This window comes from Marinobacter profundi (assembly GCF_002744715.1).
GTDB classification, from domain to species: domain Bacteria; phylum Pseudomonadota; class Gammaproteobacteria; order Pseudomonadales; family Oleiphilaceae; genus Marinobacter; species Marinobacter profundi.
In genome coordinates, this window is sequence record NZ_KZ319367.1 from 483463 (window position 1) to 509011 (window position 25549).

General features: G+C 58.0%; 20 protein-coding genes and 1 tRNA gene. 14 read left to right on the forward strand and 7 right to left on the reverse strand.

The window, feature by feature from the left end; genetic code table 11:
- Positions 1-2: 2 nt before the first annotated feature.
- Both CLH61_RS02160 and CLH61_RS02165 read right to left on the reverse strand, forming a co-directional pair.
- Positions 3-911 carry a TIGR01777 family oxidoreductase gene (locus CLH61_RS02160; RefSeq protein WP_099613053.1) on the reverse strand — a complete coding sequence of 303 codons (909 nt, stop codon included), beginning with the start codon at positions 909-911 and terminating at the stop codon, positions 3-5.
- Positions 912-914: 3 nt separating this feature from the next.
- A complete protein-coding gene (locus CLH61_RS02165; protein WP_099613054.1) occupies positions 915-1295 on the reverse strand; it encodes a sirohydrochlorin chelatase in 381 nt (126 codons plus the stop codon).
- 102 nt (positions 1296-1397) lie between these two features.
- Here CLH61_RS02165 and CLH61_RS02170 point away from each other — a divergent pair, with 102 nt between their 5' ends.
- From CLH61_RS02170 to CLH61_RS02190, 5 genes are all read left to right on the forward strand, one after another.
- On the forward strand, positions 1398-2000 hold the full coding sequence (locus tag CLH61_RS02170) for a DUF924 family protein (protein WP_099613224.1): 603 nt from the start codon (positions 1398-1400) through the stop codon (positions 1998-2000).
- A gap of 104 nt (positions 2001-2104) precedes the next feature.
- Positions 2105-2869 carry a TetR/AcrR family transcriptional regulator gene (locus tag CLH61_RS02175; RefSeq protein ID WP_099613055.1) on the forward strand — a complete coding sequence of 255 codons (765 nt, stop codon included), beginning with the start codon at positions 2105-2107 and terminating at the stop codon, positions 2867-2869.
- Between the two features lie 93 nt (positions 2870-2962).
- Positions 2963-3038 (forward strand) — tRNA-Gly (locus CLH61_RS02180).
- A gap of 222 nt (positions 3039-3260) precedes the next feature.
- Positions 3261-4055 (forward strand): MOSC domain-containing protein, encoded by a 795-nt coding sequence (locus tag CLH61_RS02185; protein ID WP_099613056.1) that lies wholly within the window; start codon positions 3261-3263, stop codon positions 4053-4055.
- 4 nt (positions 4056-4059) lie between these two features.
- Positions 4060-5979 carry an ATP-binding cassette domain-containing protein gene (locus CLH61_RS02190; RefSeq protein ID WP_099613057.1) on the forward strand — a complete coding sequence of 640 codons (1920 nt, stop codon included), beginning with the start codon at positions 4060-4062 and terminating at the stop codon, positions 5977-5979.
- 27 nt (positions 5980-6006) lie between these two features.
- Here the strand turns inward: CLH61_RS02190 and CLH61_RS02195 are convergent, their stop codons facing one another.
- Positions 6007-6438, reverse strand: a complete 432-nt coding sequence (locus CLH61_RS02195) for a universal stress protein (protein ID WP_099613058.1) — start codon at positions 6436-6438, stop codon at positions 6007-6009.
- A 147-nt stretch (positions 6439-6585) separates the two neighbouring features.
- On the reverse strand, positions 6586-7401 hold the full coding sequence (locus CLH61_RS02200) for a hypothetical protein (RefSeq protein WP_099613059.1): 816 nt from the start codon (positions 7399-7401) through the stop codon (positions 6586-6588).
- Between the two features lie 496 nt (positions 7402-7897).
- Between CLH61_RS02200 and fadB the strand changes: the two genes are divergently transcribed.
- The 3 genes from fadB (at position 7898) to topA (ending at position 14141) form a co-directional block, all read left to right on the forward strand.
- Entirely contained in the window at positions 7898-10045 is a 2148-nt protein-coding gene (gene fadB / locus CLH61_RS02205; RefSeq protein WP_099613060.1) for a fatty acid oxidation complex subunit alpha FadB, read from the forward strand.
- Positions 10046-10078: 33 nt separating this feature from the next.
- Positions 10079-11254 (forward strand): acetyl-CoA C-acyltransferase FadA, encoded by a 1176-nt coding sequence (gene fadA, locus CLH61_RS02210; protein ID WP_099613061.1) that lies wholly within the window; start codon positions 10079-10081, stop codon positions 11252-11254.
- A gap of 250 nt (positions 11255-11504) precedes the next feature.
- On the forward strand, positions 11505-14141 hold the full coding sequence (gene topA / locus CLH61_RS02215; protein ID WP_099613062.1) for a type I DNA topoisomerase: 2637 nt from the start codon (positions 11505-11507) through the stop codon (positions 14139-14141).
- Positions 14142-14217: 76 nt separating this feature from the next.
- On the opposite strand, the gene CLH61_RS02220 is transcribed toward topA, so the two are convergent.
- A complete protein-coding gene (locus CLH61_RS02220; RefSeq protein ID WP_099613063.1) occupies positions 14218-15093 on the reverse strand; it encodes an NAD(P)-dependent oxidoreductase in 876 nt (291 codons plus the stop codon).
- Positions 15094-15533: 440 nt separating this feature from the next.
- Complete coding sequence (locus CLH61_RS02225; RefSeq protein ID WP_099613064.1) at positions 15534-15776, reverse strand: hypothetical protein; 243 nt, start codon at positions 15774-15776, stop codon at positions 15534-15536.
- Positions 15777-15958: 182 nt separating this feature from the next.
- Between CLH61_RS02225 and CLH61_RS02230 the strand changes: the two genes are divergently transcribed.
- On the forward strand, positions 15959-17323 hold the full coding sequence (locus CLH61_RS02230; protein ID WP_099613065.1) for an erythromycin esterase family protein: 1365 nt from the start codon (positions 15959-15961) through the stop codon (positions 17321-17323).
- A 113-nt stretch (positions 17324-17436) separates the two neighbouring features.
- Here the strand turns inward: CLH61_RS02230 and gltA are convergent, their stop codons facing one another.
- Positions 17437-18711, reverse strand: a complete 1275-nt coding sequence (gene gltA, locus CLH61_RS02235; RefSeq protein WP_099613066.1) for a citrate synthase — start codon at positions 18709-18711, stop codon at positions 17437-17439.
- A 477-nt stretch (positions 18712-19188) separates the two neighbouring features.
- Between gltA and sdhC the strand changes: the two genes are divergently transcribed.
- The 5 genes from sdhC (at position 19189) to CLH61_RS02260 (ending at position 25546) form a co-directional block, all read left to right on the forward strand.
- Positions 19189-19569 carry a succinate dehydrogenase, cytochrome b556 subunit gene (gene sdhC / locus CLH61_RS02240; RefSeq protein ID WP_099613067.1) on the forward strand — a complete coding sequence of 127 codons (381 nt, stop codon included), beginning with the start codon at positions 19189-19191 and terminating at the stop codon, positions 19567-19569.
- The gene (sdhD, locus tag CLH61_RS02245) at positions 19557-19907 is read left to right on the forward strand and encodes a succinate dehydrogenase, hydrophobic membrane anchor protein (RefSeq protein WP_099613068.1); all 351 of its coding nucleotides are present in this window, start codon (positions 19557-19559) and stop codon (positions 19905-19907) included. Before sdhC ends, sdhD begins: the two co-directional genes overlap by 13 nt.
- A 3-nt stretch (positions 19908-19910) precedes the next feature.
- Positions 19911-21683, forward strand: coding sequence for a succinate dehydrogenase flavoprotein subunit (gene sdhA, locus CLH61_RS02250; RefSeq protein WP_099613069.1), 1773 nt, complete (start codon positions 19911-19913; stop codon positions 21681-21683).
- A gap of 14 nt (positions 21684-21697) precedes the next feature.
- On the forward strand, positions 21698-22402 hold the full coding sequence (locus CLH61_RS02255; RefSeq protein ID WP_099613070.1) for a succinate dehydrogenase iron-sulfur subunit: 705 nt from the start codon (positions 21698-21700) through the stop codon (positions 22400-22402).
- A 309-nt stretch (positions 22403-22711) separates the two neighbouring features.
- Entirely contained in the window at positions 22712-25546 is a 2835-nt protein-coding gene (locus tag CLH61_RS02260) for a 2-oxoglutarate dehydrogenase E1 component (protein WP_099613071.1), read from the forward strand.
- Positions 25547-25549: the final 3 nt, after the last annotated feature.

Below are 25549 nucleotides of genomic sequence, written 5' to 3' on the forward strand. Positions count from 1 at the left end.
TATCACTTCAATCCCAGCGCATCCTTGAGCGCTGCTTCAAGGTTGGTATAACTGAATTCGAAACCTGCTGCACCGAGCCGAGCCGGATAAGCCCGCTGGCCGGTGAGCAGTAATCGTGACATTTCCCCGAGCATAAGCTTCAACGCAGCGGCAGGAACCGCAGCGAGGGTGGGGCGCTTCAAAACACCCCCAAGGCAGCGGGTAAACGCACCGTTGGTTACCGGAGAGGGGCTGACCACGTTGTAGGGGCCACTGGCTCCTTGCTGTTCCAGCATCCAGACCAGTGCCATTACTACATCGGTGCGGTGGACCCAGGGCATATACTGGTCGCCCCGCCCCAGTCGCCCTCCCAGGCCAAGCCGGAACGGCGGCACCATGCGCTTGAGAAACCCGCCATCCGGCCCAACCACGACGCCGGTCCTGGACAGGCATACCCGCACGCCATCCACGCCCAGTTGCTGGGCTGCCTGCTCCCAGTCCCGGCATAGCTGGTGGGTAAACTCGTCGTGGGGCGGGGTTTCTTCGCTTACCTCTGTGGTGCCCTGGTCTCCGTAGTAACCTACCGCAGAACCGGAGACCAGCACCGCCGGCAGGGTGGTCCAGGTTCTGGCAATGTTCACCAGCTGATTGGTCAGTGCAATCCGGCTGTCTCTGAGTTTCTGCTTGCGGGCGGCACTCCAGCGTTTGTCGGCAATGCCCTCGCCAGCGAGGTTGATGATGCCGTGAAAACCTTCGTGGTTGCGCAAGGCTTCCAGGGATGACACGGGCTCCACCTCGCCGCACCGCGCCCGGACGTCGGCTGCAGGGCGGCGGCTCAGCACGGTAAGCTGGTAACCGCGAGCGATAAGAGCCTGGCATAGCGGTTGGCCGATGAAGCCGGTTCCGCCGGTGAGCAGTATCCTGTCAGCCATGATTCAGTTCCTCCCTGTGGTGGTCAGAGTATGTTCCACAACCTCACAGATGGCACGGCCGAGCAGCGGGCTTTCGCCCACCGGCGGCGTAAGGTGGATAGAAACTCCAAGCTCCTGCTCCAGGGCGCGGATCATCTCGGGAATGTCTTTGCGCAGGTGGCGTCCTGCTGCCAGAAACAGCGGAACTACTGAAAATTCCTCGATGCCACGACGCTGGCCGTTCCTGACCACCTCCTGCAACGACGGCTCGCAGAGCTCCATGTAGGCAATGGAGGCCCCTTCAACCGACGCCAGGGTGGGCGCGGCCAGGTTTTCAAAGGTTTGGCGCCAGCGCGGGTCACTGCTGCCATGGGCCAGAAGAATTACTGCGGGTTTGCGGGGCATGGAAGCTCTCCGTGATAATCAGTCCATAATAGATCTTCGTAAAGTCTAACAGGCGGTATCGCTGAGCGGTGCCGAATGCTGAAACGAAAACGGGATATGGTTATGTTCGGATGGAAAGAGCTTCTGGATTTCTGGTTCGGCGAACTTGATGACGCAGGCCTGCCCGATGCGTTCCATCGTAACCGCTGGTTTTGCAGTAACCGGGCCTTTGATCAGGAAATCCGCCGGCGTTTTCTTTCTCTGGTACTGCTGGCATCGGAAGATGCCCTGGAGCACTGGCGCAAGGACGCTGGCGGATGCCTTGCGGAGATTCTGTTGCTGGACCAGTTTACCCGCAACATTTATCGCGGCGGAGCCCTCGCTTTTGAGAGCGACTCCAAAGCCCGTAATCTTTGCCGGCGCGCGATGGATAAAGGGCAGGATGTGCAGTTACCGGCAGTCCAGCGCGGCTTTCTTTACATGCCATTGCAGCATTCCGAGCGTTTGGAAGACCAGCGCCTGTCGGTGGAGTGTTATGAGCAGCTCGCCGCGAGCGAATCCGGCATCCTCGGTGATTTTCTGGGGAGCTTTCTCCAGTCCGCCCGGGACCACCACGACATCATTGTGCGTTTTGGCCGCTTTCCACACCGCAACGCCGCGCTGAAGCGACAATCTACCGCTGCGGAAGACGAATACCTGAAAACCGGGCGCCGATTCGGCCAGTAGAAAGCCGGTTTTTGCCTAACCCGTCAAGGTTTAACGGGCAGTTGGCGGTCATAATATCGTGATTCGCGACAGGCAATTACCAGCTTACAGAGGGATGAATCGCCATGATGTATGGAGACGGACGGGGCAGTTCCGCAGTGGATGAGTTGCCGGAATCCCGCTCGCTGCAGGAGTCCATCGGCTACAGCGGCCGCAAGACAGTGCGTGCGAAAAGCGAACTTCGGCGCCGGCAGATTCTGGAAGCCACCCTGCGCATCGCCGCCAAGGAGGGTATCCGGGGAATCAAGCATCGTACCGTAGCCCACGAGGCTGGCGTGCCCCTGGCATCAACCACCTACTATTTCCGAGACATCAACGAACTCATCACCGATGCCTTCATGCTGTTCGCTGAAACAGCGCAGCGTAACCTGGAGCAATTTTACGACACCGTGAACCTGGTGCTGGATAGTACGCCATCCGCCACGCTCGCCTGGGGTGGTCCAGGCCGGCATGCACTCGCCCGCAGGCTGACCGCGATAGCAAGCGCGCATATTGCCGACCAGTTTACCAACCGGAGGAACCAGGTCCTTGCCGAACAGGTGTTTCTGATGGAGGCGCTGCGGGATGACCAGTTGGCAGCGCTGGCCCAGTGTTATCGCGATGCCTGGATTGCGGGGCTGGCCGGATTACTCAGTCGGGTAGGCTCCCGGGCGCCGCGACAGGACGCCGCTTTGCTGGTCAGTGCCGTGCTGGGGATGGGCTATGACGGTCTCCTGTACGGTGACGAGCTGCCCCAGCGGCAAGTGACGGAAGTGATAAGGCGGATGGTAAGTCTTATCATTGGCGTCACCGAAACAGACGATTGCAAAGAAAATTGCCCATTATTGTAAAAAGGGTGTTGCGCACGGCAAAAGTGCTCCGTATAATCCGCATCCGTTGTCACCAAGAGCGCTTTTAACAGCCTCTTATAGCAGGCAATATCAGCGGGAATAGCTCAGTTGGTAGAGCACAACCTTGCCAAGGTTGGGGTCGCGAGTTCGAATCTCGTTTCCCGCTCCAGATTCTGAAAACCCGGCCCTTAGCGGCCGGGTTTTTTGTTTTCACGCTGCCGGCGTCCGGGGACAGACGTCAGGTCTGTCCCCTTTGTCTGCACTGCGGCTCTTCAGAACAAACACCCCCCGTTCTCGGTTATACTCTCTGCCCACCAGACCGATGGTTGTGCCGGTCGCCTCATTGGCGCGGTCGCACACTGATATTTGCTGTTGTCGGAGAGAGCCAGTCATGAAAGTCCAATCGTTGTTCATCTATCCGGTCAAGTCGTTGGCGGGCATCCGGGTCCAGGCTTTTGAAATGGATGATTTCGGGGCTGCGCAGGACCGACGCTGGATGATCGTGGACGCAGAGCGCAATTTTGTCTCTCAGCGGACCCACCCTGAGCTGGCCCGGATCCACACCCGGATCGAAAACGGTACGGTGTTCATCGATATCCCCGGTGAGGGTTCTTTCTACCTGGAGCCGGGTGATGAAGAGGTCAGGGTGCTGGTCTGGCGGGACTGGGTGAAGGCCTTGTACGGCAAGCCGGCTCCGTCTGCCGCGCTGAGTCGTTACCTTGGCCAGCCTCTGCACTTCGTCTATATGCCGGACGACACTTTCCGCCGGGTGGATGCCAGCCGGGTCAGCGATTACCGTCGGGTCAGCTTTGCCGACGGCTTTCCTTTTCTGGTGGTCAACCTGGCTTCCCTTGAAGAACTGAACGGCAGGCTGGAGGAGCCAGTGGATATCCGCCGCTTCCGCCCCAATATCGTTGTGGAGGGCGCCGAACCATGGGTTGAGGACCACTGGCACAATCTGGTGATCGGGAGCACCCGCTTCGAACTGGTGAAGCCCTGTTCCCGCTGTATCATGACCACCGTTGATCCGGATACCGGTGTCCAGGCGCCCAATCTGCAGCCACTGCGCACCCTGGGCAAATATCGCCGCACCCCGGACGGGGTGATCTTCGGCATGAACGCCATTCACGAAGCACCGGGCACAATCCGTGTTGGTGATTCAGTAACCCTTTCTGAAACGGAGTAACAAGGTGCCACTTCTGACCCTTGACGGTGTATCCCTGGCCTTTGGCATGCACCCCCTGCTGGATAACGCCTCACTGAATATCGAATCCGGCGAGCGGGTGTGTCTGCTCGGGCGCAACGGTGAAGGCAAGTCCACGCTGCTGAAGATCGTGGCCGATGAGGTGACGCCGGACGGCGGTGTTGTCCGTCTGGAGGAAGGGGCAGTGCTCAGTGTCCTGCCGCAGAACCTGCCCGCCGAAGATACCCGTACTGCCTATGAAGTGGTGGCGGGCGCGTTTCCGGAAACCGGCGCGCTGCTGGCGGAATTCCATACCTTGTCCCAGGCTGCCGACGAGACCAGCCTGGAGCGGATGATGAAGGTCCAGGAGCGGCTTGAGGCTCTGGATGGCTGGCGCCTTGACCAGAAAGTCGGTGCAATCCTTGCCCAGTATGGTGTCGACCCCGATCAGCGGCTGAACACCCTGTCCGGAGGCTGGCAACGTCGGGTCCTGTTGGCCCGGGCACTGGTTGCCGAGCCTGATATCCTGCTGCTGGACGAGCCGACCAACCACCTGGACGTACCCGCCATCGCCTGGCTGGAAGAGGCTCTCGGGCAGTTTCGCGGTGCCATTTTGTTTGTCAGCCACGACCGGGCCTTTATCCGCAAGATCGCGACCCGTATTGTCGAGCTGGACCGGGGCAAGCTGGTGAGCTTCGCCGCCAGCTATGACCGTTATCTGGAGCTCAAGGAAAAGGCACTTGAGGAAGAAGAGCGGCAGAACGCCTTGTTTGACAAGCGGCTGAAGCAGGAAGAAGCCTGGATCCGCCAGGGAATCAAGGCCCGCCGGACCCGCAATATGGGACGGGTGAGGGCGCTCAAGGCCATGCGTGAAGAGCACCGGCAACGCCGGGAGCGTGGCGGCACCGCAAGCTTTGCTATCGAAGATGCAGCCCGTTCCGGCAAGCTCGTGGTAGAGGCACTCGAAGCGGGCTTCTCCTACCCGGATGGACGCAACATTATCCGGGACATGAACCTCGCTGTTTTGCGAGGCGACAAAATTGGTTTGGTGGGTGAAAACGGTACCGGCAAGACAACCCTGGTGCGGCTGTTACTGGGAGATCTGAAGCCGACCGAGGGGGTAATCCGTCTCGGAACCAACCTGGAGGTGGCGTACTTCGACCAGCTGCGGGGTGAGCTGGACCTGACCCGCAATGCCCTCGATAACCTGGCGGAGGGGCGCGAATTTATTGAAATCAACGGCCAGAGCAAGCACGTTCTGGGATATTTGCAGGAGTTCCTGTTCACTCCCGAGCGAGCGCGCTCACCGGTGCGGGTGTTCAGTGGTGGAGAGCGTGCCCGCTTGCTGCTCGCCAAGCTGTTCAGCAAGCCCGCTAACATCCTGGTGCTGGATGAGCCAACCAACGACCTGGACGTGGAAACCCTGGAGTTGCTGGAAGCCCGGCTGGTGGAGTTTTCCGGCACCGTGATAGTGATCAGTCACGATCGCGAGTTTCTCGACAATGTGGTGACCGACACCATCTTCCTCGATGGTTCCGGCCGGGTGCGGGAATACGTGGGTGGCTACAGCGACTGGCGCCGGCAGGGTGGTCGTTTCCCGGCGGAAACGGCAGCAAGCAAGCCCGCCAAGGCCGAGAAATCCGTGAAAAAAGCGGAACCGTCGGTCGCGGTGCAGGCAGAAAAGCCCCGGCCAAAGGCCAGTAAGCTGAGTTACAAGCTAAAACTGGAGCTGGAGCAACTGCCCGGGCAGATCGAGCAACTGGAAACCGAAGTGGCGGGTCTTCAGGAAAAGATATCCGCGCCGGACTTCTATAACGGAGTACCAGGCGAAGTGGCGGCCACCCTCGACGCCCTCTCGCAAAAGGAAATCGAACTGGAGCAGGTGATCGAGCGCTGGATGGAGCTGGAAGAGCAGGCCGGTCAGTAGGGGACTACAGACCGGCACCGGTCCCGATCAGTTGATACGGACCGCGAGTACGTCGCACTCGGAGCCATGCAGGACGCCGTTGGCGGTCGAGCCCAGCAGCAGCTGAATGCCGCGGCGGCCGTGGCTGCCCACAATGACCAGGTCCACGCCTTGCTCCTTGGCGAGGCGATGAATTTCGGATTCCGGACGGCCCACGGTGACCACCTGGTTCTCCTTGGAGATCCCATACTGGTCGCCATAGGCCTGAAGCTGTTCGTGAGCAGCCTTGTCGAGCTGATCCTGAAGTTCGCTCAGGTCCATCGGAATATCCCCACCATAGGCATAGCCGACCGGCTCGACAACGTGCACCAGCATCAGTTCCGCACCATGGGCTTTGCTGACTTCCAGTGCCTTGCCAAGGACTTGCGGGGCCTCCTCGGTCAGGTCAATGGCTACCATAACTTTGCTGTAAATCGACATCGCAACGCTCCTTCGCGGACTTTGTTTTCAATTCTTGAGGACAGTTTAGCGTAATTTAGGAGGAATCCGGCCAGTTGATACTGACCGGTATCAAGATTGTAGCCGGATTTCGGGAACCTGCGCTGCAAGGACGACCTGCCGGATGGATCAGGCCTGCGACTGGAGCAGGCTGATCGTGGCAGTCAGGCCTTCCAGAATGCCGCGGGAATACCGGTCGATTACAAACGAGACGTTGTTCTCGTTGTAGTTGATGTAAGAGGTCCGGATAAACTCCCATTTCGAGCTGATGTCTTCCAGAAGTGCTTTCAGCTCCCCAGTACTTTTTCCCTTGCGAATCTCTGCCAGCAGGCTGTCCAGGGCTTTGGCCTTAACGTCGAGTGGTTCATCGGTGGCGGTGCCCTGGAACGTCTGGGTAACCGAGGAGTTCGAGCGAACCGAATACTTGGCCATCATCTGGGCAAGGGTGACCGCTGCGGAGCGCGCAGCCTCCACCCGCTTGTCGGGCGTAATCTTGGTGCTCTCGAGCGCCGTTCTGTAGAGTGAACTGGCGTTGTCGTTCATCACCGCGGCCTGCTCAGCCATTTCCGACATCAGGCGCAGGTCCGGGTAGCCGGTTTGCTTGACGTCGTTGATGTTCTGCCGCATCAGTTCCTTGAACTTGTCGAACTCCACGTTGAGCCCCTCAACCTGGGCGCTGCTCAGCACGCCCGCGGTGCTGTCTATCAGAGCGCCCATGGTGGAATTGGCCTCGTTGACCGCGCCCACAATTTCGTTAAGGGTTTCAGTATCACCGGAAGCACTGAACCGGTAATACGCATCCAGCGCCACATAGTTTTTGACGCGAAAATCGTGCAAATGACCCAGGAAGTCCGCGCTCTCGTCACCGCGGGCATTAAACGACGCGATAGCGAGCAGGACCAGGGCGGTTATCAGCGAGCGAACTCCGAGCTTGGCGTCTCTCATGGGATGAGTACTCCGTGGTTGAGCAATCTTATTATTGTGAGTCCTTGCGGGCTTTTTCCTGGCTGCCTGCGCGGGAACGGCTGTCCGTGGCAGGCACTTTCGACTAAAGTCTGAAATCGAAGTTAAAGTAACTGACAAAACCAAGCAAGCGCTTTCTTGGCCCCCAGTGTATCTGACTGTAACCAAAATCCGGTATGGGTGACATAGCCTTTTGTCAATTCCGGGACGACTGGCTCACAGAGCTGAAAAATAATAACGGCGGCTCACCGGCATTGGGAGCGGGTGCCCTGTGCCGGGGAACTTTTGGCGTGCTGTGGCAGAAACAAATTGACAAACGGACCGTTTTTTTTCATCGTGTGCCCTCACGATTCAAACGACTGTATGAATTTTGGATCGGTTGATCGGGCAGTGACCGAAATTTCGCTGCATCAGCAGGTACTCCAACGGAACGTAGAGCGCCTGCCTGCAGTAATAAACACAGACTGGAGATCAGTTGATGATTTACGAAGGTAAAGCCATCACGGTTAAAGAGATCGAAGGCGGGATCGCGCAGTTGAACTTCGACTTGCAGGGCGAGTCAGTCAACAAGTTCAATCGTCTCACCATCGAAGAACTGGGCGCCGCAACTGACGCACTCAAAGCACAGAAGAGCCTGAAGGGCCTGGTGGTCACCAGCTCCAAGGACAGCTTCATTGTTGGTGCCGACATTACCGAATTCACCGAGATGTTTGCCGGCTCGGAAGAAGACCTGGTAGCCAACAACCTCAAGGCGAACGAGGTATTCAGTGCGGTCGAGGACCTGCCATTCCCTACGGTGACGGCCATCAATGGCATGGCATTGGGCGGCGGTTTCGAAATGTGCCTGGCCACCGATTACCGTGTGATGGACCCGAAAGCCAAAGTCGGTCTGCCGGAAGTCAAGCTGGGTATCTTCCCTGGTTTTGGTGGTACCGTGCGCCTGTCCCGTCTGGTAGGTGTGGACAACGCTGTTGAGTGGATCTGTGGTGGCACCGAGAATCGTGCTGACGCAGCCCTGAAAACCGGCGCCGTTGACGCAGTGGTTGAAGGGGGCCGGCTGGTCGAGGCCGCCGTGGCCATCATTAACCAGTGCAACGAAGGCAAACTGGACTACCAGGCCCGTCGTGAAGAAAAGAAGGGCAAGATCAAGCTGAATGCCATGGAAAGCATGATGGCATTCGAGATCTCCAAGGCCTTCGTTGCCGGTAAGGCGGGTCGCAACTACCCGGCACCGGTCGAAGCCATCAAGGTCATGCAGAAGCACGCCGGCCTGACCCGCGACAAGGCGATCGAGGTGGAGGCCAAGGGCTTCGCCAAGATGGCCAAGACCAACGTGGCGGCCTGCCTGGTTGGCCTGTTCCTGAACGACCAGGAACTGAAGAAGAAGGCCAAGGCCTGGGAAAAAGAAGCTTCCGAGGTGAAACTGGCTGCGGTTCTGGGTGCGGGCATCATGGGTGGCGGTGTCGCCTACCAGTCTGCCCTCAAAGGCACGCCGATCATCATGAAGGACATCAACCAGGACGGTATCGCCCTGGGTCTGAAAGAAGCCAAGAAACTGCTGGCCAAGCGCGTCGAGAAGGGCCGCATGAAGCCGGACCAGATGGCTGACGTGCTGAACGCCATCACGCCGACCCTGAACTACGGTGATTTCAAGAACGTAGACCTGGTTGTTGAAGCAGTTGTTGAGAATCCGAAAGTGAAAGATGCGGTGCTGCGCGAAACCGAAGAGATGGTTCGCGATGACGCTATCCTGACATCCAACACCTCGACCATCTCCATCAACCTGCTGGCGAAGAACCTGAAGCGTCCGGAAAACTTCTGCGGCATGCACTTCTTCAACCCGGTACACATGATGCCGCTGGTTGAGGTCATTCGTGGCGAGAAGACCAGCGACCGTGCGATTGCCACCACCGTGGCGTATGCGAAGGCGATGGGCAAGACCCCGATTGTGGTCAATGACTGCCCGGGCTTCCTGGTCAACCGTGTCCTGTTCCCGTACTTTGGCGGCTTTGTCGGCCTGGTGCGTGACGGTGCCGACTTCCAGAAAGTTGACAAGGTCATGGAGAAATTCGGCTGGCCGATGGGCCCCGCCTACCTGCTCGACGTGGTTGGCATGGACACCGGCAAGCACGCCGGCGACGTCATGGCCGACGGCTTCCCGGACCGCATGAAGCACTCCGAGAAGACCGCGATCGACGTCATGTTCGAGAACAACCGCTACGGTCAGAAGAACGAAGTGGGCTTCTACAAGTACGAACTGGATCGCAAGGGCAAGCAGAAGAAGGTTGTTGACGAAGAAACCTACAAACTGCTGGAGCCGGTGGTGCAGGGCAAGAAGGAGTTCGAAGAGGACGACATCATTGCCCGCATGATGATCCCGTTGTGCCTGGAAACCGTTCGCTGCCTTGAAGACGGCATTGTCGAGTCTCCGGCTGATGCCGACATGGGCCTGATCTACGGCATCGGTTTCCCTCCGTTCCGTGGCGGTGCCCTGCGTTATATCGACGATATGGGCGTCGACAAGTTCGTCGAACTGGCAGATAAGTATGCAGATCTTGGTCCTTTGTATCACCCGACCGAGAAGCTGCGTGAAATGGCCAAGACTGGCAAGAAGTTCTTTGGCTAACCCTGAACGAGATTTCCGAACGGAGAAAGATCTATGAGCCTTAATCCGAGAGACGTTGTCGTCGTCGATTGCGTGCGGACTCCGATGGGTCGTGCCAAAAACGGTTGTTTCCGCAACGTGCGTGCGGAAACCCTGTCGGCTGCGCTGATCGAAGCACTGTTCGAGCGCAACCCGAAGCTCGACCCGAAAGAAGTAGAAGATGTGATCTGGGGCTGTGTAAACCAGACCAAGGAGCAGGGCTTCAACGTGGCCCGGCAGATTTCCCTGCTGACCCGTATCCCTCACGAGTCTGCCGCCCAGACCGTCAACCGCCTGTGCGGCTCGGCCATGACGGCAATCCATACCGCTGCCCAGGCGATCATGACCGGCAACGGTGATGTGTTCGTGGTCGGTGGTGTGGAGCACATGGGGCACGTACCCATGACCGAAGGCTTCGACCATAACCCCGCGGCGTCCAAGTATTCTGCCAAAGCGTCCAACATGATGGGCCTGACCGCAGAAATGCTGGCCAAGATGCACGGCATCACCCGTCAGCAGCAGGACGAGTTCGGCGCCCGTTCCCACCGCCTGGCGCACGAAGCCACCGTTGAGGGTCGCTTCAAGAACGAGATCGTGCCGATTGAAGGTCACGACGAGAATGGCTTCAAGGTGCTGATCGAGCACGATGAGACCATTCGTCCGGAGACCACGGCCGAATCCCTCGGCCAACTGCGTCCCGCGTTTGATCCGAAAAACGGTACCGTGACTGCGGGTACCTCCTCGCAGCTGACCGACGGTGCGTCCGCGATGGTTCTGATGTCCGCAGAGCGTGCCGAGGCCCTGGGCCTGACGCCGATGGCCAGAATCCGCAGCATGGCGGTTGCCGGCTGCGATCCCGCCATCATGGGTTACGGCCCGGTTCCGGCAACCAAGAAGGCGCTCAAGCGTGCGGGCCTGAAAGTCGAAGATATCGACTTCTGGGAACTGAACGAAGCCTTTGCCGGCCAGTCTCTGCCGGTCCTCAAGGACCTGAAACTGCTGGGTGTTATGGAAGAGAAGGTGAACCTGAACGGCGGCGCGATTGCCCTGGGCCATCCGCTGGGCTGCTCCGGCACCCGTATCTCCACCACACTGCTCAATATCATGCAGGCGAAAGGCGGTAAGTATGGTGTTTCCACCATGTGTATCGGCCTGGGCCAGGGTATTGCCACCGTGTGGGAGCGTTTGTGATTTCCCCTGTGGAACTGATCGCTCTTTGATCGAGAGGCCCGGCAACCGCCGGGCCTCTCTGTTTCCGCACCGTGAAAAAAAGCATGACTGAAATCAAAGAATGGGTTGTCTTGCTTTTCTTGACCCTGTAAAACAGTGTGCCTATATATTGAGGCGGTGCTTGTCTGTTTTCTAGCCGCCTGATTTTACAGCGAGTTTACGGTTTGCTGATTAATTGACCGATTTGTCGCCAAGGATACAGATCTCCGTTATGGGTAAAAGTCTCGTTATAGTCGAGTCGCCAGCGAAAGCGAAGACCATCAACAAATACCTGGGTTCTGACTTTATTGTTAAGTCGAGCGTCGGGCACATTCGTGATCTTCCGGTCAGCGGTAGCGGGTCCCAGTCCGACCCCAAGGAGCGCGCCAAACAGGCAGCGGCCACCCGCAAAATGAGCCCGGAAGAAAAGGCGGTTCACAAAAAGCGTAAGGCCCGGGAACAGCTGGTCGCCCGCATGGGCGTCGATCCTGACCACGACTGGCAGGCCCGCTACGAGATTCTTCCCGGCAAGGAGAAAGTGGTCAGCGAGCTCAAGCGGCTGGCAAAGTCTGCCGATCATATCTATCTCGCGACGGATTTGGACCGCGAAGGGGAGGCGATTGCCTGGCACCTTCAGCAAACCATCGGCGGCGAACCGGATAAATATCGTCGCGTGGTGTTTAACGAAATTACCAAGCGGGCGATCAAGGAAGCCTTCAACGATCCTGGCAATCTCGATAACAACCGGGTGAATGCCCAGCAGGCCCGGCGTTTTCTAGATCGGGTTGTTGGCTACATGGTGTCCCCACTGCTCTGGGCAAAGCTGGCTCGCGGGCTGTCCGCAGGGCGGGTGCAGTCGGTTGCGGTGCGGCTGATTGTCGAGCGCGAACGGGAGATCCGCAAATTCATCCCGGAAGAATTCTGGCAACTGCATGCCGACCTGGGTACGCAGCAGGCCAAGGAGCCGGTGCGTTTCGAGGTTACCCGCTACGATGACAAGCCCTATCGGCCGGAAAACGAACAGCAGAGCAATGAACACGTTGCCCGCCTGAAGTCCGGCACATTCAAGGTGGCGAAGCGGGAAGACAAACCGACCCGCTCCCGCCCGTCGGCACCGTTTATTACCTCAACCCTGCAGCAGGCGGCCAGTAACCGCATGGGATTCAGCGTCAAGAAAACCATGATGCTGGCCCAACGGCTGTATGAGGCGGGTTACATCACCTACATGCGTACTGACTCCACCAACCTGAGTCAGGACGCGATTACCGGCTGTCGCGAGTTCATCCAGAAGCAGTTCGGTGACCGCTACCTGCCCGAGAAGCCGCGGGTATACGGCAGCAAGGAAGGCGCCCAGGAGGCTCACGAGGCAATCCGCCCGACCGAAGTGAGTCGTCGCCCGTCGGATATCAGTGGTCTCGAGAAGGACGCCGAGAAGCTGTATGACCTGATCTGGCGCCAGTTCATTGCCTGCCAGATGTCCGATGCCGAGTTTCTCAGCACCTCCATTGTTATCGCCAACGGTGATTATGAGCTGCGTACCCGGGGCCGGATCATCAAATTTGACGGCTTCCTGAAGGCCGCACCGCAATCCGCCAAGAAGGATGAGGACGTTGCGCTGCCGGATATCCAGGTCAACGAAACGCTGGACCTGAAAAAGCTCGATCCTTCCCAGCACTTCACCAAACCTGCGCCGCGGTTTACCGAGGCCAGCCTGGTCAAGGAACTGGAGAAGCAGGGTATCGGCCGGCCGTCGACCTACGCCTCCATTATTTCCACCATCCAGGACCGCGGCTACGTGCGGCTGCAGAACCGCAGGTTCTATGCGGAGAAGATGGGGGAAATCGTCAGTGAACGTCTGACCGAGTCTTTCCCGAACCTGATGGATTACGATTTTACCGCCCGGATGGAAGACGAACTCGACGAGATCGCCGAGGGCGAAGTGGACTGGAAGAAAGTCCTCAACGATTTCTACGGCAAGTTCCGCTTGCAGCTGGAGACCGCTGAAAGCAGTGACGAAGGTGGCATGCGTGCCAATACGCCAACCGAAACCGACATCCCGTGCCCGAGTTGCGGCCGCCACATGCAGATCCGGGTGGCCAGTACCGGCGTGTTCCTGGGCTGCTCCGGCTATTCACTGCCGCCGAAGGAACGTTGCAAGACCACCATCAACCTGATTCCGGGTGATGAAGTGGTCAGCGCCGACGAAGATGTGGAAGGCGAGGGCGAAACCCGTCTGTTGCGCAAGAAGCGCCGCTGTCCGAAGTGTGGCACCGCCATGGACAGTTACCTGATTGACGAGAAGCGCAAGCTCCATGTTTGCGGTAATAACCCGGACTGTTCGGGCTACGAAGTCGAAGAGGGCACATTCCGCATCAAGGGCTACGATGGCCCGACCCTGGAATGTGACAAGTGCGGCTCCGAGATGCAGCTGAAAACCGGTCGTTTCGGCAAGTACTTTGGCTGCACCAACAGTGAATGCAAGAACACTCGCAAGTTACTGAAAAATGGCGAGCCGGCTCCCCCCAAGATGGATCCGGTACCGATGCCCGAGCTGCAGTGCCAGAAGGTGGATGACACCTACGTGCTACGGGACGGCGCCTCCGGCCTGTTCCTGGCGGCCAGCAAGTTCCCCAAGAACCGGGAAACCCGGCCACCCCTGGTGAGCGAGATCAAGCCCCATCGCAAGGAAATTGACCCCAAGTACGATTACCTGATGGACGCTCCTGAAACCGATCCGGAAGGTAATCCGACGGTGATCCGCTACAGCCGGAAGTCGAAGGAACAGTACGTCATGACCGAGAAAGACGGCAAGGCCACCGGCTGGTCTGCCTGGTACGAGAATGGCAAATGGCAGGTCCGGGAGAAGTAGTCATCTCCACGGAAAAGTGATTAAAAAAGCGGAATTTCCTGGAAATTCCGCTTTTTTTTGAGATCGGCCAGCGTAGTCAGCGAAACTTGCGCAGCCGCTGTATCAGTGACGACGTATCCCAGCGTTTACCCCCCATGGCCTGCACATCGGCATAGAACTGGTCCACCAGCGCGGTGACTGGCAGCGTCGCATTGACCTTGCGGGCTTCGTCCAGGCAAATGCCGAGATCCTTGCGCATCCAGTCTACTGCAAAGCCGTGATCGAACTTGCCATCGATCATGGTCCCGGACCGGTTTTCCATCTGCCAGGACTGCGCCGCCCCTTTGGAAATCACCTCCACCACCTTGCGTACATCCAGTTCCGTCTGCTCGGCAAAGTGCAGGGCCTCCGACAGACCCTGAACCAGCCCCGCAATCGCGATCTGATTGACCATCTTGGTTTTCTGGCCGGCGCCGGCCGGCCCCATCAGATTCAGCGCCCGGGCATAATGCTCCATCACCGGGGCCGCCTTGCTATAGGCCTCATCGCTGCCGCCGCACATGATGGTGAGCTGGCCGTTTTCCGCACCCTGTTGCCCACCGGAAACCGGCGCATCGATAAAGCCCATCCCCGCCTCACGGGCGGATGCGTAAAGCCGCTCGGCCACGCCCGCTGAAGCAGTGGTGTGGTCAATAAGGATGGCGCCCCGCGGGGCGTTGGCAATGATGCCGTCCTCGCCCTCGAACACCTCAACCAGATCCTTGTCAGCGCCCACGCAGGTGATGACAAAGTCCGCGCCTTCAACGGCTTCCGCAATCGTCTTGCAGGCGGTTCCCCGGTATTCGCTTGCCCATTGCTCGGCCTTGGCGGTGGTGCGGTTCCAGACCCGCACCTGAAGGCCCGCTCTGGCCAGGTGCCCGGCCATCGGGTAGCCCATTACACCGAGTCCGATGAAGGTAGCTGTTATCGTCATTGTTGCTCTCCAGATTTGTCAGGTATTTGATTTTGCAAGGCGTAAGGCGGCGATGCCCCGAAAAGCCGATAGTACCGAGGATAGCGCAGTTATGATCGCTTGTGGGCGGGAAATGCGGTTACAGATCGTTGCCAACCGATACCGGCGAAAGGTTAGAGCTTTGTTTAATTCCCAAAAGTTTTAACAAAACCGGATTTTTTAGAAAAATCAGAAAGTTCTGAGGCTGCAGGCGGAGCCCTGCCTGGCGTGTCGCAATCCGGGGAGGATGACTGTGCCGTTGTATCGCTATCCCGCTTCACTGTTGTGCGTTGCAGCACTGACGATGTCGGGCTGTATTTCCGCCACAACCCACCGGTCCGGGCGAGCTGTACACAACCCGGTACACTTTATGCTGGACGCCAGCCAGCATTGGCTTTGCCTTACCGGCTGGCGCCCAAGGGTCAGGATGCGGCGTCGAGTTTTTCCAGTGCCTCCTTGAGAACTTTGACTGACTCGGCATGTTTGCCCTGATTATGCAGGGCTTCGCCCTCGTCGCGGAGCGCTTTGATGTTGGCTTCAGTCTCGCTGTCGAGCTGGGCCGACTGGAGTTGTTGGTCGATTTTCCCGACCAGAGACGGGCACTGCGAGGCCATCGCGGTGCCTGCCATGAACAGTGTGATCACTAGTGCTGCCAGATAACGCATTGCATTTCCCTCCTTTTGCACACCCTCAGGTAGCATAGCTGACCTGGTCAGAATTTGAGCGGCTGGTGACGATTTGGTTCCGCCGGGTTTGTGACTTTCAGTTTCTGCGCAAGTCATCGACAGGTTATCCCTGCAAATCTGTACTATTATTGAACAACAGCCTCTTGCAGGGAGGACGCGACATGAAAGGGAAGAGTGGTGCGTCCGTTGCTGATCGGGCAGCGCGCGAAGCAGACTTGCCTGGCGGGGATCCGCACCTTTCCCGGTTGATCGCCCGCGCCGCAGAGCCGTTTGACAGCATCGAGGATATGCCGCTTGATCGGATGCTCAGGCGGATCGGGGATCGCCGTATCGTGCTGTTGGGGGAGGCATCGCACGGTTCATCGGAGTTCTACCTGGCCCGGGAACGTATCACCCGGGCACTTATTGAAGAAAAGGATTTTTCTTTCGTCGCCGTCGAGGGGGACTGGCCAGACGCCGCCCGCATTGATCACTACGTTCGCCATGCCGAATATCCGCCCTCCGAGTGGATGGCTTTCTCCCGGTTTCCCGCCTGGATGTGGCGGAATGACGAAGTTCGTGGCTTCGTGGACTGGCTGCGCGATCACAATTCCCGCCTGGAGCCCGGCGACCGGGTCGCCTTTCACGGTCTGGATCTCTACAGTCTTTACACCTCCATTCGCGCTGTTCTCGAGTTCCTTGAAGATGTCGATCCTCAGCTGGCGGCTGTTGCACGCCAGCGCTATGGTTGTCTGGAGCCGTTTGAATCGGATCCGGCCACCTATGCCAGGGCGGCACTGGATCCGCAATATCAGACCTGTGAAGAGCCGGTCATGGAGATGCTGCGTGAGATGCAGCGCCATCACCGGCACTATGCCGAGCACGACAGCGAGCGTTTTCTGAGTGCCATGCAGAATGCCCGTCTGGTGGCTAACGCGGAGGAGTATTACCGCACCATGTATTACGGTACCCACAATGCGTGGAATCTCCGTGATACCCACATGTTTGAAACCCTGGAGACGCTGCTGGCACACCATGGCGAGGCGAGCGGGGTAGTGGTCTGGGCCCACAATTCCCACGTCGGGGATTCCGGCGCGACGGATATGGGGAGGCGGGGTGAATTCAATATCGGCCGGCTGTGCCGGGCCCGGTTTGGTTCCGATGTCTATTCCATTGGATTTGGTACGGACCACGGTACCGTTGCGGCTGCATCCAACTGGGATTCACCTATGGAAATCAAAGAGGTGAGGCCTGCTCTTAAGAACAGTTATGAGCACCTGTTCCACGAATCCGGAATCTCACGCTTCATGCTGCCGCTACGGGTGGATGCCGATGCCGCGCTCGTCGAACGTCTTCGCGATCGTCACCTGGAACGGGCGATTGGTGTCATCTATCGTCCGCAGACGGAGCGCCAGAGCCATTATTTTCACGCCTGCCTGCCGGAGCAGTTTGACGAATACATCTGGTTTGATGAAACCCGGGCGGTCACACCGTTTACGGCGGGGTCGCTGGCTGGCGTTCCGGAGACCTATCCGTTCGGGTTGTAGCTGTGGGGGCGTGGAACGCAGGTAACCCCGTTCGATTCTGCCCGGGTGTGGTGACGAAAAAAAAGCCGCTGATATCAGCGGCTTTTTTGCATGTGCTCTACAAGTTTGCGAAGTTATTTCGCCGGGTAGTCCCGCTTCGGGGAGCCGGTGTAGAGCTGGCGCGGACGGCCGATACGGTAGTCGCCGCTCACCATTTCGTTCCAGTGAGAGAACCAGCCGATGGTGCGGGACATGGCAAAAATCACGGTGAACATGGAGGTCGGGATACCGATCGCCTTCAGGATGATGCCGGAGTAGAAGTCCACGTTCGGGTAAAGCTGACGCTTCACGAAGTATTCGTCTTCCAGGGCAATCTTTTCCAGGCGCTGGGCAATCTTCAGCAGCGGATCGTTTTCCAGGCCGAGCTCGGTCAGAACTTCATGGGCAGTTTCCGCCATGACCTTGGCGCGGGGGTCGAAGTTCTTGTAGACGCGGTGGCCGAAGCCCATCAGGCGGAACGGATCGTTCTTGTCCTTGGCCTTGGCAATGAACTCGTCGATGTTGGACTCGTCGCCGATTTCAGCCAGCATGTCGAGGACGGCTTCGTTCGCGCCACCGTGAGCCGGGCCCCACAGGGCCGCGATGCCGGATGCAATACACGCGTAGGGGTTGGCGCCGGTGGAGCCAGCCAGCCGCACGGTGGAGGTAGATGCATTCTGCTCGTGGTCAGCGTGGAGGATGAAGATCTTGTCCATCGCCTTGGCCAGCACCGGGTTGGGCTTGTACTCTTCGCAGGGTACGCCGAACATCATGTGCAGGAAGTTCTCGGCGTAGGAGAGGTCGTTCCGCGGGTACATGAATGGCTGGCCGATGCTGTACTTGTAGCACCAGGCTGCAATGGTCGGCATCTTGGCGATCAGGCGATGCGCAGTGATCTGGCGCTGCTCGTCGTCGGTCACGTCCATCTGGTCATGGTAGAACGCAGACAGGGCACCAACTACGCCACACATGATGGCCATCGGATGCGCGTCACGGCGGAAGCCGTTGAAGAAATTGCGCATCTGGTCATGAAGCATGGTGTGGTTTTTGATGGTTTCGTGGAAGCGCTGGTTTTCTTCCGGGGAGGGCAGTTCACCGTTCAGGAGCAGGTAGCAGACTTCAAGGTAGTCTGACTGGTCGGCCAGCTGTTCAATCGGGTAACCGCGGTGCAGGAGAACGCCATTTGCACCATCAATGTAAGTGATAGCGGATTCACAGGCCGCCGTGGAGACAAATCCGGGGTCGTAAGTGAAAACGCCTTCCTGGACGAGGCCTCGAACGTCAATAACGTCAGGGCCGACGGTGCCCGAATAAACCGGTAACTCAATGGACTTGTCACCCACCGAGAGCGTGGCTTTCCTGTCGGTCATGGTGCTCTCCTGTTTTGTCAGCTTTGGAAGCTTTATCAGCATTGGGATGCGCTAGCAGGCGCGTATTATCGCAAAACTGGCGGCAAAATATAGGGCGTTGACTTTTTTTGTCAATGGAAGAGATTGGAAAACCGGATATTTGACATTCGCTGTAAATACGTAAATGCAGAAACAATAGTGTGTTGCGGTGCAATTCGGTTTTGTCAATCATCCTTATAGCTGCCTTTGGCCCCTGATTTGGTGGGGTTTTGCGGGGTTGCCGGTTTGTAATTAACGGGGCCACTCCTTATAATCCGTAGCCCGGAATCGGGGATATCCCTTCATTCGGTGCCTGCCAGCCTGGTCGGTGCGAGAAGGTTTTCCTCCCTCCTGAGCCAGTCGTGCCACGGTTTCGTATCTGTACGACGATCCTTACATACCAACCATCCGCACCGGGGTTCCCCGGCCCGTGGAGCAAAGAGAGAGTGTGAGAGCGCTGTGAATAGCAAACGACCAGTTAATCTCGATCTCGGCAAGTTTCACTTTCCACTGCCAGCCATCACGTCCATCCTGCATCGGATCAGCGGCATCATCATTTTTGTTGGTGTAGCGTTCATGCTGTATGGCCTTGATCTTACCCTGTCCGGGGAAGAAGGCTTCAATCGTGTGAGTGAACTGCTGGACAGCTTCCTTGCAAAGCTGATCATCTGGGGCATTCTGTCTGCCTTGTTGTACCACCTGGTTGCCGGTATCAAGCATCTGTTCATGGATGCAGGCATTGGTGAAGACCTTCAGAGTGGTCGCCTCGCCGCGAAGATCACGATTGTGGTTTCCGTCATTCTCATCGTTCTGGCAGGAGTTTGGGTATGGGCAGCGTAAACAGCGTAACTAACCTTGGCCGTAGCGGTGTCTACGACTGGCTGATCCAGCGTGTGACCGCCTACGTACTCGCTCTGTACACCATCTTCCTGCTTGGCTTCGTGCTGACCACTGACGTCAATTACGAAGTCTGGAGTGCACTGTTCGGACAGACCTGGTTCCGTATTTTCAGTCTGCTGGCTCTGCTTTCCATTGGCGGACACGCGTGGATCGGTCTGTGGACTGTCACCACCGACTATATCAAGGCAGCCCTTCCGCGGTTCCTGGTCCAGGCGGCCTGTGGTCTGACCATGTTCGTCTATGTGGTCTGGGGCATACAGATTCTTTGGGGGCTTTAATTAATGGCTAACATCAAGACCATTTCCTACGATGCAATCGTCATCGGTGGTGGCGGTGCCGGCATGCGTGCCGCGCTGCAGCTGACCGAATCCGGTGTTAAAACCGCCTGTATCACCAAGGTGTTTCCGACCCGTTCGCACACCGTATCTGCCCAGGGTGGTATCACCTGTGCGATTGCCAGCGCGGATCCCAATGATGACTGGCGCTGGCACATGTATGACACCGTCAAGGGTTCCGATTATATCGGTGACCAGGACGCGATCGAGTACATGTGTTCCGTGGGCCCGCAAGCGGTTTTCGAGCTGGAGCACATGGGTCTGCCGTTCTCCCGTACCGAGCAGGGCCGCATCTACCAGCGTCCGTTCGGTGGCCAGTCCAAGGACTACGGCAAGGGTGGCCAGGCGGCCCGTACCTGTGCGGCCGCTGACCGTACCGGTCACGCCCTGCTGCACACTCTTTACCAGGCCAACCTGAAAGGCGGCACTACCTTCCTTAATGAGTGGTACGCCGTAGATCTGGTCAAGAATGCCAAGGGCCAGGTGGTGGGTGTTGTTGCCATCGAGATCGAAACCGGCGACGTTGCCTATATCAAGTCCAAGGCTACGGTTCTGGCCACTGGTGGTGCGGGTCGTATCTACGCCTCTACCACCAACGCCCTGATCAATACCGGCGACGGCATTGGTATGGCACTGCGTGCCGGCTTCCCCGTCCAGGACATGGAAATGTGGCAGTTCCACCCGACTGGTATCCACGGTGCCGGTACATTGGTAACCGAGGGTTGCCGGGGTGAGGGCGGTTACCTGATCAACGCCGAAGGCGAGCGTTTCATGGAGCGTTATGCGCCCAACGCCAAAGACCTTGCCGGTCGTGACGTGGTGGCCCGTTCCATGGTTATCGAGATCCTGGAAGGCCGCGGCTGTGGCCCCGAGAAGGATCACGTACTGCTGAAGCTGGATCACCTGGGTGAAGAAACCCTGAACCTGCGTCTGCCGGGTATCTGTGAGCTGTCCCGTACCTTCGCGCACGTGGATCCGGTGAAAGAGCCGATCCCGGTAGTGCCGACCTGTCACTACATGATGGGTGGTATTCCGACCAACGTTGGCGGCCAGGCTCTGACCCTCGACGAAAACGGTAACGACAAGCCGATTGAAGGCCTGTTCGCCTGCGGCGAGGCGGCCTGCGTATCCGTTCACGGTGCCAACCGTCTGGGCGGTAACTCGCTGCTTGACCTGGTGGTCTTCGGTCGTGCGGCTGGCCTGCATATCGAAGAGCAGCTGCGCAACGGCTTCACGGTTGATGATGCCAGCGAGGCGGATATCGAGCGTGCCATGGCCCGCCTGAACCGTCTGAATAGCGCCACCGAGGGTGAAGAAGTGGCTGCGGTTCGTAAGGACCTGCAGAACTGCATGCAGCTGTATTTCGGTGTATTCCGTGACGGCGAGAGCATGGAGAAGGGTCTGAAGCTGCTGAACGAAATCGGCGAGCGTGTGCGCAAGACCAAGCTGGCTGACACCAGCAACGCCTTCAACACCGCGCGTATTGAGGCGCTTGAGCTGGACAACCTGTTCGAGGTGGCATACGCCACTGCGGTTTCCGCTTACGAGCGTAAGGAAAGCCGTGGTGCCCACGCCCGTAACGACTTCACTGAGCGTGACGACGAGAACTGGCTGAAGCATTCCGTGTACTTCCCGCTGGACAAGCGCGTAGGCAAGCGTGACGTCAACTTTGCACCGAAAACGGTTCCGACCTTCGAACCGAAAATCCGGACTTACTAAGGGGGTAGCACATAATGTTGGTAAGCCTTTACCGTTACAATCCGGAAACTGACAACGCCCCTTATATGCAGGACGTTGAGCTGGAGCTTCCGGAAGGCAAGGATCTGATGATCCTGGACGTCCTGAACCTGCTGAAGGAAAAGGATCCGTCGCTGGCGTATCGCCGCTCCTGCCGTGAGGGTGTTTGTGGCTCTGATGGCATGAACATGAACGGCAAGAACGGTCTGGCCTGTATCACGCCGGTGTCCCAGGTTGTGAAGAACAACAAGCTGGTGCTGCGCCCGCTGCCCGGTCTGCCGGTTATCCGCGACCTGGTCATCGACATGAGCCTGTTCTACAAGCAGTACGAGAAGGTCATGCCGTACCTGGTGAACGACAAGCCGGCGCCCGCCATTGAGCGTCTGCAGTCGCCGGAAGACCGGGAGAAGCTGGACGGTCTGTACGAGTGTATTCTCTGTGCCTGTTGTTCCACATCCTGCCCGTCTTTCTGGTGGAATCCGGACAAGTTCATCGGCCCGGCCGGTCTGCTGCAGGCCTACCGGTTCCTGGCAGACAGCCGGGACACCGCGCAGGCAGAGCGCCTGGCCAACCTGGATGACCCGTTCAGTGTATTCCGCTGCCGCGGCATCATGAACTGTGTCAGCGTCTGTCCGAAAGGCCTGAACCCCACAAGGGCAATCGGCCACATTCGTAACCTGCTCCTGCAGCGGGCTACCTGACGAGCAGTCAGAGAACCAGACGCTATACTGTTCTGACAGGTTAGCACCCCCGAAGGCCTCGCAATATGCGGGGCCTTCAACCAAAGGCTTATAGTCATTGGTCTTAGGGAGGTGCACACTACGCGGGCTGCTGCAGGACTTAAAAGGTTTTGCGCGGCTTTGCTGAGTATAAAAACCACCGGGAACCGGAAAACATCCGTGCTGACTGTGGTGGCTAAAGTCGATCCCGTAAAAACCCGTATTGACTGAGATTTACCCCTGGCCGACCATAATCAGCCCCCCGCACCAGCCCAAGGTGAGCTATTCAAAATGCATGAAAGCATAATGGAGCAGTTATGGCAGACTTCCCACTTGCAGGGTGGAAATCTGGCCTATGTTGAACAGCTTTTTGAAACCTACCTGACAGACCCCAATGCCGTTCCCGAAGAGTGGCGCAGCTACTTCGACAAGCTCCCCAGCGTCGATGGTCATCACGGTCGTGACATTGCCCACTCCTCGATCCGCGAACAGTTTGAGCACATCTCCCGCAATCAGCGTTTTCTGGCCAGTGGCGTGCCCGCCAGTGCCACATCCGATGCTGATCGCAAGCAGGTTCGCGTTCTCCAGCTGATCAATGCGTTCCGCTTCCGCGGTCACCAGGAGTCCAAGCTGGACCCGCTCGGCGTCTGGCAACGCCCTCAGGTAGAAGATCTCGATCTTTCATTCCACGACTTGTCCCAGTCGGATCTGGATCTTGAATTCCAGACCGGATCCCTGAACTTCGGCTCGGAAGCCATGAAGCTCAGCGATATCGTGGAAGGCCTCCGCAAAACCTATTGTGAAAGCATTGGTGCGGAATACATGCACGTTGTTGATACCCGCATCAAGCGCTGGTTCCAGCAACGCATGGAACCGGTCCGCTCACGACCGGAATACGAAGCAAAGACCCGCAAGCACCTCCTCGAACGCCTCACGGCTGCCGAAGGCCTGGAGAAATACCTGGGCTCCCGCTACCCGGGCGTCAAGCGTTTTGGTCTTGAGGGCGGCGAAAGCCTGATTCCGTGTCTGGATGAGCTGATCCAGCGTGCCGGAAGCTACGGCGCGAAGGAAATTGTACTGGGTATGGCCCACCGTGGCCGGCTGAACGTGCTGGTAAACACGCTCGGCAAGAACCCGAAAGAATTGTTTGACGAATTCGAGGGCAAGAAGCTCGCGGATTCCGGCTCCGGTGACGTGAAGTATCACCAGGGCTTCTCTTCCAACGTGATGACCGAAGGCGGTGAGGTTCACCTTGCTCTCGCCTTTAACCCGTCACACCTGGAAATTGTTTCTCCGGTTGTTGAAGGCTCGGTGCGCGCCCGTCAGACCCGTCGTAACGATACCGATGGCAGTCAGGTTGTTCCGATCATCATGCACGGCGATGCGGCGTTTGCCGGCCAGGGCGTGGTGATGGAGACCTTCCAGATGTCCCAGACCCGAGGTTACGGGGTAGGCGGCACCATCCATATCGTCATCAACAACCAGGTTGGCTTCACCACCAGCAAGCAGGAAGATGCTCGTTCCACCGAGTACTGTACTGACGTTGCCAAGATGGTTCAGGCGCCGATTCTGCATGTTAACGCGGATGATCCCGAAGCGGTCATGTTCGTTACCCAGATGGCGATGGACTACCGCAACGAGTTCAAGCGCGACGTGGTCATTGACCTGGTGTGTTACCGTCGCCGCGGCCACAACGAGGCCGACGAGCCGGCGGCAACCCAGCCACTGATGTATGAGAAGATCCGCAAGCTGAAGACGACCCGCAATATCTATGCGGATCATCTGATCAGCGAAGGGGTGCTGACCGAAGAAGAAGTCAAGCAGATGGAGCTGGAGTACCGCGATGCGCTGGATAACGGCGAGCACGTGGTCAAATCTCTGGTCAAGGAGCCTAACAAGGAGCTCTACGTTGACTGGACTCCGTTCCTGGGTCACGAGTGGACGGCCAAGTGCAAGTCCAGTGTTGCCCTGAAGACCATTCAGAAACTGGGCAAGAAGCTGGGCCAGGTGCCTGAAGGTTTCAGCATCCAGCGTCAGGTGTCGAAGATCATTGATGACCGCAACAAGATGACAGCCGGCGCGCTGCCCATCAACTGGGGTTACGGTGAGGTGATGGCCTACGCGACGCTGCTGGATGAAGGTCATCCGATTCGCCTGACCGGTCAGGACGTGGGTCGTGGTACCTTCTCCCACCGTCACGCGGTGCTGCACAACCAGAAGGACGGTACTACCCATATTGCGCTGAAAGAGCTTGCTGACGATCAGCCGCGTTTCGAAATCTACGACTCGCTGCTGTCTGAAGAAGCCGTTATGGCGTTTGAATATGGTTACGCCACCACTACGCCGAATGCGCTGATTGTCTGGGAAGCCCAGTTCGGTGACTTCGCCAACGGTGCCCAGGTGGTCATCGACCAGTTCCTTACCAGTGGTGAGCACAAGTGGGGGCGTCTGTGCGGCCTGACACTGCTGCTTCCGCACGGCTATGAGGGGCAGGGCCCCGAGCACAGCTCGGCGCGCCTGGAACGTTACCTGCAGTTGTGTGCCGAGCACAATATCCAGGTATGTGTGCCGACCACGCCGTCGCAGGTGTTCCATATGCTGCGTCGCCAGGTCAAGCGCCCGCTGCGCAAGCCGCTGGTTGCCATCACACCGAAGAGCCTGCTGCGTCACAAGGAAGCAACCTCCGACCTCGAGGATCTGACCTCCGGTACTTTCCAGACCATTCTGCCTGAGAAAGAGCCGTCCGATCCGAAGAAAGTCACCCGCCTTATTCTTTGCAGCGGTAAGGTCTATTATGACTTGCTGGAAAAGAAGAAGGCTGATGAGCGCGACGATGTGGCCATTGTGCGGATCGAACAGCTGTATCCGTTCCCGTCCGATGACCTGGATGAACTCCTGAGTCAGTACACCAAACTCAAGCACGTGGTCTGGTGTCAGGAGGAGCCCATGAACCAGGGCGCGTGGTACTGCAGTCAGCATCACATGCGTAACGCGCTGCACCGGAAGAACCCGAAGCTGTACCTGCAATACGCAGGGCGTGAGGCTTCAGCGGCTCCGGCCTGTGGTCATATGTCCGTGCACATTGAAGAACAGAAGAACCTGGTTAACGACGCGTTCGAAATCTGACGA

Excerpts from the sequence above, each read along its gene's own strand:
- CLH61_RS02160 (WP_099613053.1), bottom strand. The coding sequence starts at position 911 with ATGGCTGACAGGATACTGCTCACCGGCGGAACCGGCTTCATCGGCCAA.
- CLH61_RS02165 (WP_099613054.1), bottom strand. The coding sequence starts at position 1,295 with ATGCCCCGCAAACCCGCAGTAATTCTTCTGGCCCATGGCAGCAGTGAC.
- CLH61_RS02170 (WP_099613224.1), top strand. The coding sequence starts at position 1,398 with ATGTTCGGATGGAAAGAGCTTCTGGATTTCTGGTTCGGCGAACTTGAT.
- CLH61_RS02175 (WP_099613055.1), top strand. The coding sequence starts at position 2,105 with ATGATGTATGGAGACGGACGGGGCAGTTCCGCAGTGGATGAGTTGCCG.
- CLH61_RS02185 (WP_099613056.1), top strand. The coding sequence starts at position 3,261 with ATGAAAGTCCAATCGTTGTTCATCTATCCGGTCAAGTCGTTGGCGGGC.
- CLH61_RS02195 (WP_099613058.1), bottom strand. The coding sequence starts at position 6,438 with ATGTCGATTTACAGCAAAGTTATGGTAGCCATTGACCTGACCGAGGAG.
- CLH61_RS02200 (WP_099613059.1), bottom strand. The coding sequence starts at position 7,401 with ATGAGAGACGCCAAGCTCGGAGTTCGCTCGCTGATAACCGCCCTGGTC.
- fadB (WP_099613060.1), top strand. The coding sequence starts at position 7,898 with ATGATTTACGAAGGTAAAGCCATCACGGTTAAAGAGATCGAAGGCGGG.
- fadA (WP_099613061.1), top strand. The coding sequence starts at position 10,079 with ATGAGCCTTAATCCGAGAGACGTTGTCGTCGTCGATTGCGTGCGGACT.
- topA (WP_099613062.1), top strand. The coding sequence starts at position 11,505 with ATGGGTAAAAGTCTCGTTATAGTCGAGTCGCCAGCGAAAGCGAAGACC.
- CLH61_RS02220 (WP_099613063.1), bottom strand. The coding sequence starts at position 15,093 with ATGACGATAACAGCTACCTTCATCGGACTCGGTGTAATGGGCTACCCG.
- CLH61_RS02225 (WP_099613064.1), bottom strand. The coding sequence starts at position 15,776 with ATGCGTTATCTGGCAGCACTAGTGATCACACTGTTCATGGCAGGCACC.
- CLH61_RS02230 (WP_099613065.1), top strand. The coding sequence starts at position 15,959 with ATGAAAGGGAAGAGTGGTGCGTCCGTTGCTGATCGGGCAGCGCGCGAA.
- gltA (WP_099613066.1), bottom strand. The coding sequence starts at position 18,711 with ATGACCGACAGGAAAGCCACGCTCTCGGTGGGTGACAAGTCCATTGAG.
- sdhD (WP_099613068.1), top strand. The coding sequence starts at position 19,557 with ATGGGCAGCGTAAACAGCGTAACTAACCTTGGCCGTAGCGGTGTCTAC.
- sdhA (WP_099613069.1), top strand. The coding sequence starts at position 19,911 with ATGGCTAACATCAAGACCATTTCCTACGATGCAATCGTCATCGGTGGT.
- CLH61_RS02255 (WP_099613070.1), top strand. The coding sequence starts at position 21,698 with ATGTTGGTAAGCCTTTACCGTTACAATCCGGAAACTGACAACGCCCCT.
- CLH61_RS02260 (WP_099613071.1), top strand. The coding sequence starts at position 22,712 with ATGCATGAAAGCATAATGGAGCAGTTATGGCAGACTTCCCACTTGCAG.